Below are 14,961 nucleotides of genomic sequence, written 5' to 3'. Positions count from 1 at the left end.
CGGGCTGACGATCGGGCGGGCCAACGACGAGGCCCGGAAAGCAAAGGGGCGCGTCTTCACGCGCCCCTTTGTGATTCCCGATCGCCGCGCCCGGGCGGCGTCGTTGCCTAGAAGAGCTTTCCGCCGAAGGCGACGACCACGCCGGAGAAGACGACGGAGACCATCGTCATCAGCTTGATGAGGATGTTGAGCGAGGGCCCGGTCGTGTCCTTGAAGGGGTCGCCGATCGTGTCGCAGGCGACGGCGGCCTTGTGGGCGTCGGAACCCTTGCCGCCGTAGTTGCCGCGTTCGATGTGCTTCTTGGCGTTGTCCCACGCCCCGCCGGCGTTGTTGAGCATGATCGCGAGGACGAAGCCGCAGGAGAGGCTGCCGACGAGGAGGCCCATGACGCCGGCGACGCCGAAGACGATGCCGACGACGATGGGGACCACGATCGAGAGCAGCGAGGGGACCAGCATCTCGCGCTGGGCGCCGGCCGTGGAGATGGCGACGCACCTGGCGTAGTCGGGCTTGGTGGTGCCCTGCATGATGCCCGGCATCTCCTTGAACTGGCGGCGGACCTCTTCGACCATCGAGCCGGCGGCACGGCCGACCGCCTTCAGCGTCATGGCCGAGAAGACGAGGACCATCATGGCGCCGATGAAGATGCCGCAGAGGACGGACGGGTTCATCAGGGTGGCGTCGTAGGCGGCCATGAACGTGGCCATCGTCGCGCTGCCGGTGCCGACCAGTGTCTTCCCGGCGGCGGCGGCGGCCGCGACGACCTCGGCGGGAGCCTCGGCCGTCTTCCCCTTGAAGAAGGCGATGGGACCCTGGATGGCCAGGAGGTTCGGGGCCTCCGCCGCCATCCGGCCCAGCCACACGCGGATCTCCTCCAGGTAGCCGGCCAGCAGCGCCATCGCGGTCAACGCCGCGGAGCCGATGGCGAAGCCCTTGCCGGTCGCCGCGGTGGTGTTGCCGAGCGAGTCGAGGGCGTCGGTGCGGTGGCGGACCTCTGCGGGGAGGTGCGCCATCTCGGCGTTGCCGCCCGCGTTGTCGGCGATCGGGCCGAAGGCGTCGGTCGCGAGGGTGATGCCGAGGGTCGCCAGCATGCCGACCGCCGCGAATCCGATGCCGTAGAGGCCGAGGGACACGTCGGTGAAGCCGCCGGGGGCCCAGAACGAGACCAGGATGGCGGCGACGATCGTGACGACCGGGATGCCCGTGGAGTACATGCCGACCGCCATGCCGTCGATGACCGCGGTGGCGGGACCCATGGTCGCCTGCTTCGCGATCCCCTTCGTCGGGCCATACTCGTCCGACGTGTAGTACTCGGTGACCTGGCCGATGATGACGCCCGCGAAGAGGCCGGCGATGACCGAGATCCAGACGCCCGGCGGCACGTAGCCGAAGTAGGCGAGGAGCGCGACCGCCGGGACGATGAGGGCGCTGGCGCCGAGCGTCCCGATGAGGAGCGAGCGGAGCAGGTTCTTCTGGGTGGCCTCTTCACCCGTGCGGACCATGAAGATGCCGATGATCGAGAGGACCGTGCCGACGCCGGCCACGATCATCGGGGCCAGGACGCCGACCTTGCCGAGCGCGGGGATCGCGGCGCCGAGCGCGGCGGTGGAGAGGATGGAGCCGCAGTAGGACTCGTAGAGGTCGGCGCCCATGCCGGCCACGTCGCCCACGTTGTCGCCGACGTTGTCCGCGATGGTCGCCGGGTTGCGGGGGTCGTCCTCGGGGATGCCGGCCTCGACCTTGCCGACGAGGTCGGCGCCGACGTCGGCGGCCTTGGTGTAGATGCCGCCGCCGACGCGGGCGAAGAGGGCCTGCGTGGAGGCGCCCATGCCGAAGGTCAGCATCGTGACGGTGATCTCGACGAGCTTGTCGTGCTCGTTCGTCCCGGCGTGGACGAAGGTCAGCCCGAGGGCCTTCAGGCCGTTCAGCATGTTCGCCGGGGTGTAGACGAGGTTGTCGAGGATCAGGTACCAGATGCAGATGTCGAGGAGGCCGAAGCCGACGACGACGAGGCCCATGACCGCGCCGCTGCGGAACGCGACCTGCAGGCCGCGGTTCAGCGAGTGGCGGCAGCCCTCGGCCGTCCGGGAGGAGGCGAGGGTCGCGGTGTTCATGCCGATGAACCCGCAGATGCCCGAGAAGAGGCCGCCGGTCAGGAAGGCGACGGGGACGAACGGGTTCTGGATCCCCATGAACGCCAGGACGGTCAGCAGGATGGCCAGGACGGCGAAGACGATCCCGACGACCCTGTACTGCCGGCGCAGGTACGCGAACGCGCCTTCGCGCACGTACTGGGCGATCTCCTGCATCCGGTCGTTGCCGGCCGGCGCCGCGCGCATCATCCGGAACAGCACCCAGGCCATGGCGAGCGCCACGACCGAGGAGATGGGCGCGATCCACCAGATCACGTCGATGTTCGACGGCGTGCCGGCCGCCGCAGCCGGCGCCCCGGTCGCCAGGGCGGTGAGGGCAGCGAAACCGAGAATAGTGACCTGCCTGGGCAGCTGGCTCATTACGGGTCCCCCTTGCTCTGCTTTCACGTTCACCGGGGAATGTGGAGTGGGAAAAGAAACGCGTGATTCTCTGCCGGTCCAAGGCGTATTTCAAATCCTTTCCCGCGGGGCAGGCCGGGTTAGCATCTGCCCGGATGCAGGATTGCAGCTCCACCGCCCGGCCCCTGACGAAGGGAGAGGAGATCGCCAACGCCGTGACCCACGGCGCCGGCCTCGTCGCCAGCCTCGTCGCTTTCCCCTTCCTCCTCGTCGCTGCGTCGCAGCGCTGGGGAGCGCCGGAGGTCGTCGGGTCTGCGGTCTTCGCGAGCTCCCTCGTCGCGCTCTACCTCGTCTCGACGCTCTACCACGCGGTGCGGCCCTCGCGCGCCAAGCAGGTCCTCCAGAAGCTCGACCACACGGCGATCTACCTCCTGATCGCCGGGTCGTACACGCCGTTCACGCTCGGCGTTCTGCGGGGGCCCTGGGGATGGACGCTCCTCGCTCTCGTCTGGGCCATCGCCGGGACCGGCATCGCCCTCGAGTTCGCGTTCGGCAAGAAGGTCCACAAGATCGCGGTCGGCCTCTACGTCGCGATGGGGTGGCTCGTCGTGGTGGCGGCGAAGCCGCTCCTGGCCTCGGTCCCGTGGCCTGGCCTGGCCTGGCTCGTGGCGGGGGGGCTTCTCTATACGGGAGGCGTGGCGTTTTACGCGGCGGGGAGGGTCCGTTACGCGCACGCGGTCTGGCACCTCTTCGTCCTGGGAGGGAGCGTCTGCCACTTCGTGGCGATCCTCGGCTGGTCCGGCAGGGGCTGAAGCCCGAACATTGCGGCGACGCTCCAATGCGCCGAGAATGACCCCATGCTGAGCATCCTGTGGTCCATCCTCATCGGGTTCGTCGTCGGTGTCATCGCCAAGCTCCTCCACCCGGGGAAGGAGAACATGGGGATCATCCTCACGACCGTCCTGGGCATCGCCGGCTCGCTCATCGCGACGTTCCTCGGCAGGCTCGTCGGCTTCTACAAGGAGGGCGAAGCGGCCGGGTTCATCATGGCGCTGATCGGGGCGATCGTCCTGCTCGTCATCTTCAGCCTGGTGAAGGGGAAGGCGAAGACCGCCTGAGCAGCCCGAAGGCGGTCCGTTCACGCCTCGTCGCGGCCCTGGTCGCGGCCGCCTTCGCCATCGCCGCGGCCGCCCCGCTGGCCGCCCAGCGCTCCGGGCCCTTCGGCCCTTCGCCGGCCGGGCGTGCCCTCGGTCTGATCGCCGACGGCTCAGCCAACGGCGAGTCGCTCGCCTGGCCCGTCCTCGAGGCGGCCTCGAAGCGCTGGACCTACCGCCTCTTTCCCCGGCTGCTCGACGTCCTGGAGGACTGGATCCGGGAGGACGGAACGAGGCTTCCCGTCGTCTTCGACGCGTTCGGGCGGGCGACAGCCGGCCTCCGGAGCGAGGCGGCTGCGGTGGCGCTGGTCGACGCGGCGGACGAGCTGAAGCGCCGGCTCGCGGCTGCACCGGGCACGAGGCCGGGGCGTGAGGGGTGGGTCCGGCCACGTTCCGGGGCCGGGGTCCCGCTCCCCTGGGCGGTCGCAGACCTCCCCGCACGCGACGTCGGCGAACGCAGACGCGCGTTCGTCGATGCGCGCCTGCCGAAGGAGAGCCGGATCGCCTACGTGCAGGCGGCGTTCGAGGCGTTCCTCGCCCCGTCCTGCGACGTCTTCCTCGGCGGCGAGGTGGCGGAGGTCTGCGCCGGGGTCGGCCTGCGGCCTCTTCGCTGGGCGGCCCTCGAAGCCGGCCTGTCGGGCCTCTCGGGAGACGGAAGCGAGCCCGGGCTCGTCGACGCTTATCTCGGAGTCGACCAGGGCCTGACTGGCCGAGTCCTCGACGGCGTGTCGTACGGCTTCCCGTCGGCCTCGTGCGAGGAGTGCGTCCTGCTTCGCTCGTGGCTCCGGAAGAGACCCGGCCACTGGCAGGTCCGGGCGGCCCTCGAGCCACCTCTCGAGCCCTAGATTTCGGGGTGGGTCTGCAGGCGGAGGATGGTGTCCAGGGCCCTGACGGCTGGTAGCCTTCCCGAGACGACCCGTCACCCGAAGGAGGCCGCCATGCCCTCGACTCCGGCGAAATCGCCCCCCGCCCGCGCCACTGCGGCCGAGTCGGCCGACGCCTTCGCCGCGCTCCGGAAGATCCTCTCCGCCCACGCGAAGGGACTGAAGGTGACCGCCGACGGCCCGAAGGGCTACTCCCTGAACACGCCCTATTCGGAGAAGTGGAAGAAGGAGCTCTTCTTCGGCGGGGTCCAGGTGATGAAGAACTACGTCTCCTTTCACCTCTTTCCCGTCTACATGTTCCCCGATCTCCTCGACGGAATATCGGAGGGCTTGAAGGCGAGGATGCAGGGGAAGTCGTGCTTCAACTTCCGGGCACCGGACGAGACGCTCTTCCGGGAGCTCGCGAGCCTGACGAAAGCGGGCCTCGCGAGGATGAAGGCCGAGAAGCTGTTCTGACCGGCCGGGGCCGGCGCGCCCGACCGCGGTCGCGTTCTATTCTCCCGTCAGGCACAGGAGGGCGGCATGCCGCGAAATTCGATCAAGGTCCTCATCGTCTACCAGGCTCAGCCCGGCCGGGCGAGCGACGGCCTGAGCGCACTTTCCACCCTCGTCGCGACGGTCGTCGCCGAGGAGCCGGCGTGCCTCGGCATCACGATTCACCAGGACGTCGCCGACCCGACCCGGATCCTCCTGGACGAAGAGTGGACCGACCAGGCCTCGTACGTCGGGCCCCACATGCAGACCCCTCACATCCGCGCTTTCATCCAGACGGCGCCGGAGCTCTTCGCGGGGCCGCCCGAGATCTCCTTCTGGGAGCCGCGCGTCGAGGAGCGCCGAGGCTGAAGGGGCCGCCGTTTCGGGAGCGCCGCTCCTCGTGCAGAATCGGCGTATGAGCGAAGCTGCCGTCGAGCTCTGGGGATTTCTCTCCGACGACGTCGAGAGGGTGCGCGAGGAGGTGGAACGGCTCCTCGAAGTCACGTTCCGGCTCCACGAGAGCGCGTCGATCGGCCCCTACTACTTCGCCCCGCTGGACGAGCCCGAGTCCGACCTGATCCTCCGCCCGAACCGCGACGCGGGCTTCGACGAGGACACCGACGACCCGGACGACGCGTTCGTCGAGCCCGACTTCCCCGACTTCGGGGTGCTTCTCTACGTCGAGAGGAAGACCGAGGGCAAGCCGGGCAGCGGCGCGCTCGCCCGCCTCGGCGGAACGGCGCAGCTGCTTTTGGTCGAGTAGCCGCCCCATCGGCGGAAAAATGGAGAGTCGGCCGCGACAGGTGGCCCGAAAGGTGAGACATGAGCCGTGATCCCTCGGTGACGTCCGACCTCGTCCGGGATTTCGTCGCGCAGAAACGCCTCGCGCTGGCCGGTGCCTCGCGCTCGGGGAAGAAGTTCGGGAACGTGATCCTCCGCGAGCTTGAGGAGCGCGGGTACGAGGTCGTTCCGGTCCACCCGGTCGCCGCGGAGCTGGAGGGGCTCGCCTGCGCGCGGAGCCTCGCGGCGATCGAGGGAGGCGTCGACGGCCTCGTCGTCGTGACGCCCCCGGTCGAGGCGGTCCGGCTCGTCGCCGAGGCGGCGGCGGCGGGAATCCGGAGGGTCTGGCTCCAGCAGGGTGCCGGGTCCGACGAGGCCGTCCGGATCGCGCGGCAGCACGGCCTGTCGCTCGTCCACGGGCACTGTCTCGTGATGTTCCTGACCGGCGTCAGCGGATTGCACAGGTTCCATCGAGGGCTCTGGAGCCTCCTGGGCAGGCTCCCGGCGGAGGCGGCGAGAGCCTGAAGGGGCGTTAGGATCTCTCCGGAGGTCCCGTGGATTCCTCGTTCACCTCGTTCGTCCTGGCGTTCTCGGCAGGTGTCGTCTCGTTCGGCGTGGCTTCGGTGGCCCTGGCCGCCGTCTTCGTCCAGGGGCGCTTCGAGGAGAGCCGGCTTTTCGGTCCCTCCGCGGGTCTCGTCGCGGTCAGCCTGCTGTCCGGCTTTCTCGTGATCGTCGCCTCGTCCGGGGGCGTTCCATGGGTGCTGGTGGGGGTACCGGCCGTCCTGATTCTCGGCCTCTCGGTCCTCGGCCTCTTCCTCGCACGCCGGATGCCCGCCCTGCCCGGCTACGGCCGGATCGACCTCTGGCTTCTCGGGCTCTGCCTCCTCGGTTCCCTCGTCCTCGCCGGGCTTCTCGCCGCTCTCCTCGTCCGGTCGCCGAGCTGAGACGGGTCCGAAGGGGCGCCGTCACCCGGCACGAGGCGCCCCCGGCGGTCCCCGCGTGAAGTGAAGCCGCTTTTCAGGCATAGTAACGATCCCATGAAGAGGTTCTCCATCATGCGTCACACGCTGCCGGCCCTGTTGATCGCCCTCGTCGCCGCCGCCCCGTGCTTCGCGCAGGACGCCACCGCCTCCTCCGCGGAGGACAAGGCGCAGGCACTGGCTCTCGTCAAGCAGCTCGAGGACGACCCGCTCGCCTCGGGTGCCGAGAACGCCCGGCAATGGCTGACGAACTTCATCGTCAACGCGCCCGACCTCTTCATCTCGACGTGCCCGGAGCTCCTGGAGCCGCTGAACGGCCAGGGCCGGAACGGGGCGCCCGAGATCATCGGGCAGCTCTACTTCGGGAACGCCGCGTGGGCGATCCAGAACCCCGACAAGGCCGCGGATCGCGAGGCGATCTTCGTCGGCGGGCTGGAGAGCACGATTCGCCTCTACGAGAGCCTGCTGAAGCAGAAGCCCCGCTGGCGCTGGCCCCTCCTGGACGATCTTCGCTCCAGGGTGAAGAAGGGGACGATCGCGGAGTACGTCCGCGACAACGTCGGCAAGTGCCAGTAGCGCGGTGACGCGCCGCCTCGCCGTCTCTCTGGCCCTCGTCCTGCTCGGGGCGGTGTCCGCGTGCGGAGGGGGTGACCCGGCGACCTCCGCCTTCGGAAACCGTGTGGAGGCGGGAGGCGCGGTGCCGGCCTGGGTACCCCCGTCGGCGACGGAGCTCAAGGTCCAGTCCGACGACGGGAGCGGCGCCTTCTGGCTCCGGTTCCGTCTCCCCGAGACGGACCGTCGGCTCCTCGAAGCCGAGCTGCTGCGCATCCCGGACGGACAGGTGGCGACGCTGACGTTTCGAGCCCCGCAGGGAGCCGACTGGTGGTTCCGGGGGCTCGTCCAGGTCGTCCCCGCGCGGGAGACGACGGTCCTCGCGGCCGACGTCTACTCCGGAGCAGGCCGGGCGGTACCCCTGCGCACGTTCGTCGCGTTCGATCGCGCCTCCGACGCGGCCTACGCCTGGTCGACGGGTCGGTAGGTCCCGCCGCTTCCCCCGGCCCTCGGACCCCGGACGCTCGAGACCCGCCGCGGCCGGGGGGACGGGGCTGAGTCAGCCCACCTGACGCAGTGCCGCCGTGATCTTCGTGAAGGCCGCCCGGCCCGCCGGGAAGAGGCCGCCGAAGAATCCCATCACGAGCGAGAAGACGATTCCCGTCACGAGGAGCTGGGGCGTCAGGCGGAAGGCGAAGACGACCTCGGCGAACGTCGCGAAGTTCGTCGTGCCGGTGACGCCCGAGAGGGCGACCTTCACGAGGAGAAACGCCAGCGCGCAGCCGACCACGCCCCCGATGAACGCGAGGGCGATCGACTCGAGGACGAACGACACGAGGATCGAGAGCCGCGAGAAGCCGAGGGCCCTCAGCGTCGCGATCTCGCGCGTCCGGGAGGAGACCGCCGCGTACATCGTGTTCATCGCGCCGAAGCAGGCGCCTATGGCCATGACGATGCCGACGAAGAAGCCGAGGAACTTGATCGGAGCGGCCGTCGCCGTCTGCTCGTCGTAGTAGGCCCGCTCGATCTTCCCCTCGAGGGCGAGGCGCGCGTCCCCCGCGACGCCGGCGACGAACTGGTCGCGCGCGGCCCGGTCGGTCGTCCGTGCGAGGATCGAGGAGAAGCCGCCGCGCTGGAACGTGTTGAGCATCCCTTCCGAGTCGGTCCAGATCTCGCTGTCGGGCGCGGTGCCGCCGGCGTCGAAGTGTCCGACGACTTTCCAGCGGTAGGCGCCGAAGCGGATCTCGTCGCCGACTTCCGCCCCCTTGAACCGGCGCGCGACGCTCTCGGCGACGATGACCTCCGACGTCCCCGGGACGAACATCCGCCCCTCGGTCTGTTTCATCTGCGGGCGGAGCGCCATTCCCTTCTCCTCGACGCCGCGGATCGTGACGTTCGACGAGCCGCCGTCGCGCTTGTCGAGGTTGAGGACGACGACGAGCTCGGCGGAGACGATCGGCTTGCCGTCCGCGTCCTTCTCGATGCCCGCCAGTGCCCTCACGAGCTGCGCCTGGTCGCGCCCGATCCCCGACTGCAGCTCCGACTGCGAGTTCTGGCGCAGGACGAGGACGTTCTTCTCCGAGCCCGACGCGGTGAAGACCCGCGTCAGCCCCTCGCCGAGCGCCATGACGCAGAGGAAGACCGCCACGACGAGCGCGATGCCGAGGACGGTGAGCGTCGTCGTGACCTTCCGGACGAAGAGGTTTCTCACGTTGTACTTCAGCGGGATTCCGAGCACGTTCGATACCTCTCTCTACCCGACCTGGCGGAGGCCGTCGGGGATGGAGCGCTGGGCGGAGCGGATGGCCGGGACGATCCCGGCGACGAGGCCGACGAAGAGGGTGACGCCGATGCCCGTCAGGAGGACCTCGGGGAAGAGCTGCATCCCGGCGGCGAAGCCGGCCATCGGCGAGTTCAGGAGGCCCTCCTTGAGCACCGGGAAGGCGAGGCGGAAGAGGCCGAGGCCGACGACGGCCCCCGTGGCGGAGAGAAGGAGGCTCTCGGCGAGGATGAGGGTGAGGACGAGCGGCTTGCCGAAGCCGAGGGTGCGCAGGACGGCGATCTCGGTGACCCTCTCGCGGGCGGCCATCGCCATCGTGTTCGCCGAGATGAGGAGGATGACGAGGGCGATCGCGGTCGAAATGCCGGTCACGACGGCTCGGACGTTCCCGAGCATCGAGACGAAGCCGTTCTGGAACTCCTTCTCGGTCTCCGTCTTCGTCGGGGCCGCGGAGTTCTCGAACATCGCGTCGACGAGGCGGGGAAGGCTCTGGGCCGCCTCGGCCGACTCGGCCTTGATCCAGAACGTCCCGACCTGCCCCTTCGCCCAGGGGAGCCCTTCCTCGACCGCCCTGCGGTCGAAGTAAACGCCGGTCTCGTCGGAGCCGCGGAAGACGGCCCTCACGGTCAGCTCGAGGTTGACCGGGAAGATGTCCCCCTTCAGCACGAACTTGTCGCCGATCTTCCAGCCGTAGCGCTTCATGAGGCGCTCGCCGACGAGGGCGCCGCTGCGGTCGGAGGTCCAGTCGGCGGGGGTCCCCTCGACGATCGTCACCTCGTCGAAGATCCTGAGGAGGCTCTCCGGCTCGCAGCCGAAGCGGGCGAACATGTTCTCCGGGCGGTTGTCTTTGTACTGCCCGCCGAACCAGTTCAGGATCGTCACGTCCTTCACGCCCGGCGCCTGCGCGATCCGCTCGCGATAGGCCTCGGGGATGAAGTTCGCGAGGGAGACCTTGTGCCTCACGACGAGGCGGTACATCCCTCTTCCGCCCGAGGGGTCGGCGTCGAGCGCCATCAGCAGCGTTCCGAGGACGCAGATGACGAAGAAGGGGAGGACGATCGAGCCGATCGTCAGGATCGAGCGGGTCTTCTTGCGGAAGAGGCTCCGGAAGACGTAGGGGATGAATTTCACGTGCTCACCGCCATGGCTACCATCGCTACGCGACCTGCCTCAGCCCTTCCGTGATCGGCCTCTCTGCGGAGCGGATGGCCGGGACGAGACCTGCGAAGAGACCCACGGCGACCGTCACGCCGAAGCCCATCGCGAGGACCCCGGGGAAGAGGCGGACGCCGGCGGCGAAGGCCGCCATCGGCGAGTTCATGAGCCCCTCCCGGAAGCCGGGGAGCAGGAGCACGAAGAGGCCGACGCCCAGGACCCCTCCGAACAGGGAGAGCGCCAGGCTCTCGCCGAGGACGAGGCCGAGGATCTTCTCCTTCGTGAAACCGAGGACGCGCAGGACGGCGATCTCGGTGACCCGCTCGCGGGCCGCCATCGCCATCGTGTTCGCGGCGATGAGGAGGATGACGACGGCGATGATCGTCGTGATCGACCCGACGAGGAGCTTGACGTTCCCGAGCATCGAGACCCACATGCTCTGGAACTCCTTCTCCGTCTCGGACCGCGTCGGGTACGAGGAGTTCTCGAACATCGCGTCGATCTGCTTCGGGACGCGCTCGGTCGCGGCGATGGAATCGGTCTTCAGCCAGTACCAGCCGACGAAGCCCTTCACGCGCGGGAGCGCCTCCTCGACGGCCTGGTGGTGGAAGTAGACGCCGCTCTCGTCGGCGGCCGAGAAGACGGCACGGACCGTCAGCTCGAGGGTGATCGGGTAGATGTCCCCCTTGAAGGCGACCTTCTGACCGAGTCTCCAGCCGTAGCGCTTCATCAGCTGCCGGCCGACGAGGAGGCCGGAGCGGTCGCTCACCCATTCCGCCTCGCTCCCCTCGACGACCTTCGCCTCGTCGAAGACCCTGAGGAGGCGGTCGGCGTCGGTGACGGAGAAGCGCGCGAACTGGTTCTTCGCCGACTGGTCGATGTACGACCCGCCGAACCACTGCATCCGGATCGCCTCGACGACGCCGGGGAGGTTCCGGATCTTCGGGTCGTAGGCGCCCGGCAGCCAGTTCGTGATGGAGACCTTGTGCCGGACGATGAGCCGGTACATCCCCTTTCCGCCGGAGGGATCGGCCTCGAGCGCGCTGAGGAGCGTCCCGAGGATGCAGATGACGAAGAGCGGCAGGACGATCGAGCCGATCGTCAGGAGCGACCGGGTCTTCTTTCTCAGGAGGTTCTTCAGGACGAGCGGGAGGATCTTCACGCGCTACTTGCCGGCGGCGATCGCCGCGGCGGCCGCGATGCCGATCTCTCCCTTCTCGCCTTTCGCGCGCACGTCCTCCTTGAGGACCCCCTTGTCGAGGTGGACGAGCCGGTGGGCCCGGGCGGCGGCCTTCGGATCGTGCGTGACCATGACGATCGTCTTGCCGAACTCGCTGTGGAGCCTCTCGAGGAGGATGAGGATCTCCTCGCCCGACTTCGCGTCGAGGTCGCCCGTCGGCTCGTCGGCGACGAGGAGGGTCGGGTCGGTCGCGATGGCCCGCGCGATGGCGACGCGCTGCTCCTGGCCACCCGAGAGCTGCCGGGGGTAGTGGTCCAGCCGGTCGGAGAGCGCAACGACCGCGAGGGCGGTCTCCGCCTGCTTGCGTCGCTCGGCCCTCGAGAGGCGCGTGAGGAGGAGCGGCAGCTCGACGTTCTCGAACGCCGTCAGGACCGGGACGAGGTTGTAGAGCTGGAAGATGAAGCCGACGTGCTCGCTCCGCCACTTCGCCAGGGCCCCCTCGCTCATCGAGGAGACCTCGTCCGGACCAACGAGGATGCGGCCGCTCGTCGGCCGGTCGATCCCGGCGATGAGGTTGAGGAGCGTCGTCTTCCCGGAGCCCGAGGGTCCCATGAGGGCGACGAAGTCCCCCTTCTCGACCTCGAGCGAGAGGCCGTCGAGGACGGTGAGGACCTGTGTGTCGCGGGTGTACTGCTTGACGACGTTCTCGATCCGGATCAGGGGTTCGGCCATGCGTTCCTCGCTAGTCCTTCTTGACGCGGACCTTCTGCTCCGCCCGCCATTTCACCGTCTTTCCATTCGAACCGGCCGCCTCGGCGACGATCTCCTCGCCGCCCACGACGCCGGAGGCGACCTCGACCTGGCTCCCGGTTTCCGTTCCCAGCTGGAGCGGACGGAAAACGGCAGTCCCCTCCTTCACGAGGAGGACCCCCTTCTTGCCTTCCACCTCGACGACCGACGCCGCGGGGACCATCACCTTCGGCTTCGCTTCCGTGTCGACCTTCGTCTCGGGGTTCAGGAAGACGACCCGGCACGACATCTCGGGGAGGATCCGCGCGTCCCGGTCGAGAATCTCGATCTTCACTTTCACGGAGCCCTTCTGCCGGTCCGCGGTCGGCACGATCTGCCGGAGGCGCGCCTTGTAGGGCTTGTCGGGGTACGCGTCGAGGGCGACTTCGGCGGGCTGGCCGATGGCGAGGCGCCCGAGGTTCTGCTCGTTGATGTCGGCCTCCATCTCCAGGGAGCCGAGGTCGACGATGACGGCGAACGTGGCCCCCGCGGAGCCGGCGCCGCCGAAGCCCTGCGGGGCAACCGTCTCGCCGACGAACGCCTTCTTCACGGTCACGACGCCGTCGATCGGAGCGTAGATCTCGGAGTTCTTGATCAGCTCCTCGACGTAGCGCACCTGCGCCTCGATCGAAGCGACCCCGGCCTCGAGCGCCTTCACGCGGGAGTCGGCGGCGTCGAAGGCCTGCTGGCTTCCGACGAGGTCCTTGAGAAGGGTCGCGGCGCGCTGCCGCTCGAGGCGGGCGTTGACCAGCTCGGCCAGCGCCTGCTCGCGCGAAGCGGCGTACTGCCTGCGCTGGGCTTCCAGCTCCTGCGACTCGAGGCGGGCGACGAGCTCGCCCTTCCTCACCTTCTGGCCCTCTTCGAGGTTCAGCCAGGCGACGCGCCCGACCGACTTCGGGGAGATCTCGGCCTTGCTCCTGGCGACGATGTAGCCCGAGGCGGTGAGGACGGTCGAGGCCTGGGTCGGCGTCACCAGGGCGACGCGGGTCACGGAGACCTCCGGCGCGCGGAAGGTGGTGCCGGTCGCGCGGCTCCAGGCAAGAGCGGCGCCGACCAGGACGACGATCACCGTCGCGATAGTGGGGAGGACCCAGCGCCCGCGATCGGGGCGGGAGTCGCGCCGGATCTTCAGGGCGGAGAGGTCCGCGGTGCGGTTGCTCGGTTCTATGAGGCTCATCTTTCTCTCCCGGAGGGACTTGCGAGCCCGTGCCCCTCGCAGGCGGCTTCCGGCACAGTTCTCCCCCCGGCTCTTCGATGAATTTACGGGGCCGCTCTCTTCACGGTTTCAATGTTTCGACGGCCGCCCGCGCGGCCCGGACCGATTCGAGGAAGGCGTCGAGGTGTCGCTCTTCTGTTCGGAGGCTCCCGATGGCGGCCCGGAGGACGTAGCGGCCCTTGACGACCGCGTGGGAGATGAAGAAGCGCCCCTCCCGGTTCACCGCCTCCAGCACGCGCTGGTTCAGGGCGTCCCTCTCCGGTTCCGACAGGTCCGAGGGTGCATAGCGGAAGACGACGACCGAGAAGGGGACCGGCGCCAGGATCTCGACGTCGGGCTCGCGGCGGAGGTCGGCTTCGAGCCTCTCTGCCAGGGCGATGTGTGCCCGGAGGCGTTCGCGGATTCCCGTGGCGCCGAAGGTCCGAAGCGTGATCCAGGTCTTCAGGGCGCGGAACCGCCGTCCCAGCTGGACGCCGTAGTCCATGTACTCGCGGACGCCTGCGGTCCCTTCAGGCGTCTCGAGGTACTGCGGGACGACCGAGAACGCCTTCCTCACGCGCTCCATCCTCCGGAAGAAGAGGCCGGTGCACTCGAGCGGGAGGAAGAGCCACTTGTGCGGGTTCCAGACGACCGAGTCGGCCTCTTCCCACCCGGCGAAGAGGGGCCGCTTCTCTGGAAGGCTCGCCGCGGCGCCGGCGTAGGCGGCGTCGACGTGCATCCAGAGCCCCTCGCGGCGGCAGAGGGCGGCGATGCCGGGAAGCGGGTCGACCGACGTGACGGCGGTGGTCCCGGCGGTGCCGACGACGGCGATCGGCCGGCGTCCCGCCGCGCGGTCCGCCGCGATGGCCGCTTCGAGGGCGGCCAGGTCCATTCGATGTTCCGCGTCGGTCGGGATCTTCCGGAGGCCCGAGGTCCCGAGACCGAGGACGACGCAGGCCTTGTCGATGGACGAGTGCGCCAGCTCGGAGCAGTAGACGACCGCGGATGGCAGGCCCGCGAGCCCCGTCCTGCGCACGTCGGGAAACGCCTGCTCGCGCGCGGCCGCGAGGGCGATGAGGGAGGCCGTGGACGCCGTGTCGGCGAGCTGCCCGTCGAACGCGACCGGAAGCCCGACGAGGTTCGCGAGCCAGCGGACCATCGCCTGCTCCATCTCGTTCGAGGCGGGAGAGGAGCGCCAGAGGATGCCGACCTGGTTGTAGCCGGCGGCGAGCGTCTCGCCGACGATCCCCGGTACCGAGCCGTTCGTGGCGAAGTAGGCCATGAAGCCGGGGTGCTGCCAGTGCGTCAGGTTCGGCTCGACGAGGCGGTCGAGGTCGCGCTCGATCGCGTCCCAGGACTCGGGCTCTTCGGGGGCTTCGGGGGGGAACCGGGCCATCAGCTCGCCCGGCTTCGTGCGGGCGAGGACCGGCCGGCTCTCGATCGTCTCGAAGTACCGGGCGAGGCGCTCGATGGCGGCGCCTCCCCAGGCCCGGAGGGTGTCGGGAGGGAAGTCTCCGTTCATGAAACGGAGTCTATTTCGATCGGG

The 14,961-nt window shown here is 69.2% G+C and carries 17 protein-coding genes; 10 read left to right on the top strand and 7 right to left on the bottom strand.

What is annotated here, in order from left to right:
• Positions 1-107: 107 nt before the first annotated feature.
• Positions 108-2,513: a sodium-translocating pyrophosphatase gene (locus tag IPN03_20350; GenBank protein MBK9376000.1), complete on the bottom strand. Its 2,406-nt coding sequence runs from the start codon at positions 2,511-2,513 to the stop codon at positions 108-110.
• 134 nt (positions 2,514-2,647) lie between these two features.
• Here IPN03_20350 and IPN03_20345 point away from each other — a divergent pair, with 134 nt between their 5' ends.
• The 10 genes from IPN03_20345 to IPN03_20300 all read left to right on the top strand — a co-directional run bounded on the left by IPN03_20345 (position 2,648) and on the right by IPN03_20300 (position 7,803).
• Entirely contained in the window at positions 2,648-3,304 is a 657-nt protein-coding gene (locus tag IPN03_20345; protein ID MBK9375999.1) for a hemolysin III family protein, read from the top strand.
• A 48-nt stretch (positions 3,305-3,352) separates the two neighbouring features.
• On the top strand, positions 3,353-3,610 hold the full coding sequence (locus IPN03_20340; protein ID MBK9375998.1) for a GlsB/YeaQ/YmgE family stress response membrane protein: 258 nt from the start codon (positions 3,353-3,355) through the stop codon (positions 3,608-3,610).
• Between the two features lie 335 nt (positions 3,611-3,945).
• Entirely contained in the window at positions 3,946-4,491 is a 546-nt protein-coding gene (locus IPN03_20335) for a hypothetical protein (protein ID MBK9375997.1), read from the top strand.
• Between the two features lie 174 nt (positions 4,492-4,665).
• The gene (locus IPN03_20330; GenBank protein ID MBK9375996.1) at positions 4,666-4,986 is read left to right on the top strand and encodes a hypothetical protein; all 321 of its coding nucleotides are present in this window, start codon (positions 4,666-4,668) and stop codon (positions 4,984-4,986) included.
• Positions 4,987-5,052: 66 nt separating this feature from the next.
• Positions 5,053-5,373 (top strand): antibiotic biosynthesis monooxygenase, encoded by a 321-nt coding sequence (locus IPN03_20325; protein MBK9375995.1) that lies wholly within the window; start codon positions 5,053-5,055, stop codon positions 5,371-5,373.
• 46 nt (positions 5,374-5,419) lie between these two features.
• The gene (locus IPN03_20320; protein MBK9375994.1) at positions 5,420-5,767 is read left to right on the top strand and encodes a hypothetical protein; all 348 of its coding nucleotides are present in this window, start codon (positions 5,420-5,422) and stop codon (positions 5,765-5,767) included.
• Positions 5,768-5,826: 59 nt separating this feature from the next.
• The gene (locus tag IPN03_20315) at positions 5,827-6,309 is read left to right on the top strand and encodes a CoA-binding protein (GenBank protein MBK9375993.1); all 483 of its coding nucleotides are present in this window, start codon (positions 5,827-5,829) and stop codon (positions 6,307-6,309) included.
• Positions 6,310-6,338: 29 nt separating this feature from the next.
• On the top strand, positions 6,339-6,728 hold the full coding sequence (locus IPN03_20310) for a hypothetical protein (GenBank protein ID MBK9375992.1): 390 nt from the start codon (positions 6,339-6,341) through the stop codon (positions 6,726-6,728).
• Between the two features lie 93 nt (positions 6,729-6,821).
• Positions 6,822-7,340, top strand: coding sequence for a hypothetical protein (locus IPN03_20305; GenBank protein MBK9375991.1), 519 nt, complete (start codon positions 6,822-6,824; stop codon positions 7,338-7,340).
• Between the two features lie 4 nt (positions 7,341-7,344).
• A complete protein-coding gene (locus IPN03_20300) occupies positions 7,345-7,803 on the top strand; it encodes a hypothetical protein (GenBank protein ID MBK9375990.1) in 459 nt (152 codons plus the stop codon).
• A 72-nt stretch (positions 7,804-7,875) separates the two neighbouring features.
• On the opposite strand, the gene IPN03_20295 is transcribed toward IPN03_20300, so the two are convergent.
• The 6 genes from IPN03_20295 to IPN03_20270 all read right to left on the bottom strand — a co-directional run bounded on the left by IPN03_20295 (position 7,876) and on the right by IPN03_20270 (position 14,937).
• The gene (locus IPN03_20295; protein MBK9375989.1) at positions 7,876-9,054 is read right to left on the bottom strand and encodes an ABC transporter permease; all 1,179 of its coding nucleotides are present in this window, start codon (positions 9,052-9,054) and stop codon (positions 7,876-7,878) included.
• A 15-nt stretch (positions 9,055-9,069) separates the two neighbouring features.
• Positions 9,070-10,227, bottom strand: a complete 1,158-nt coding sequence (locus IPN03_20290; protein ID MBK9375988.1) for an ABC transporter permease — start codon at positions 10,225-10,227, stop codon at positions 9,070-9,072.
• A gap of 25 nt (positions 10,228-10,252) precedes the next feature.
• Positions 10,253-11,413: an FtsX-like permease family protein gene (locus tag IPN03_20285; GenBank protein ID MBK9375987.1), complete on the bottom strand. Its 1,161-nt coding sequence runs from the start codon at positions 11,411-11,413 to the stop codon at positions 10,253-10,255.
• A 3-nt stretch (positions 11,414-11,416) separates the two neighbouring features.
• A complete protein-coding gene (locus tag IPN03_20280) occupies positions 11,417-12,163 on the bottom strand; it encodes an ABC transporter ATP-binding protein (GenBank protein ID MBK9375986.1) in 747 nt (248 codons plus the stop codon).
• Between the two features lie 10 nt (positions 12,164-12,173).
• The gene (locus IPN03_20275; protein MBK9375985.1) at positions 12,174-13,397 is read right to left on the bottom strand and encodes an efflux RND transporter periplasmic adaptor subunit; all 1,224 of its coding nucleotides are present in this window, start codon (positions 13,395-13,397) and stop codon (positions 12,174-12,176) included.
• Between the two features lie 100 nt (positions 13,398-13,497).
• Positions 13,498-14,937 (bottom strand): amino acid decarboxylase, encoded by a 1,440-nt coding sequence (locus tag IPN03_20270; protein MBK9375984.1) that lies wholly within the window; start codon positions 14,935-14,937, stop codon positions 13,498-13,500.
• Positions 14,938-14,961: the final 24 nt, after the last annotated feature.

Source organism: Holophagales bacterium (genome assembly GCA_016719485.1).
In the GTDB taxonomy this organism is placed as follows: Bacteria; Acidobacteriota; Thermoanaerobaculia; order UBA5066; family UBA5066; genus UBA5066.
Note: the sequence above shows the minus strand (reverse complement) of the source record. Positions and strands in the feature narration are given on the sequence as shown.

Coding starts and splice junctions, on each gene's coding strand:
- IPN03_20350 (MBK9376000.1), bottom strand. CDS start 2,513: ATGAGCCAGCTGCCCAGGCAGGTCACTATTCTCGGTTTCGCTGCCCTC.
- IPN03_20345 (MBK9375999.1), top strand. CDS start 2,648: ATGCAGGATTGCAGCTCCACCGCCCGGCCCCTGACGAAGGGAGAGGAG.
- IPN03_20325 (MBK9375995.1), top strand. CDS start 5,053: ATGCCGCGAAATTCGATCAAGGTCCTCATCGTCTACCAGGCTCAGCCC.
- IPN03_20320 (MBK9375994.1), top strand. CDS start 5,420: ATGAGCGAAGCTGCCGTCGAGCTCTGGGGATTTCTCTCCGACGACGTC.
- IPN03_20315 (MBK9375993.1), top strand. CDS start 5,827: ATGAGCCGTGATCCCTCGGTGACGTCCGACCTCGTCCGGGATTTCGTC.
- IPN03_20305 (MBK9375991.1), top strand. CDS start 6,822: ATGAAGAGGTTCTCCATCATGCGTCACACGCTGCCGGCCCTGTTGATC.
- IPN03_20280 (MBK9375986.1), bottom strand. CDS start 12,163: ATGGCCGAACCCCTGATCCGGATCGAGAACGTCGTCAAGCAGTACACC.
- IPN03_20275 (MBK9375985.1), bottom strand. CDS start 13,397: ATGAGCCTCATAGAACCGAGCAACCGCACCGCGGACCTCTCCGCCCTG.
- IPN03_20270 (MBK9375984.1), bottom strand. CDS start 14,937: ATGAACGGAGACTTCCCTCCCGACACCCTCCGGGCCTGGGGAGGCGCC.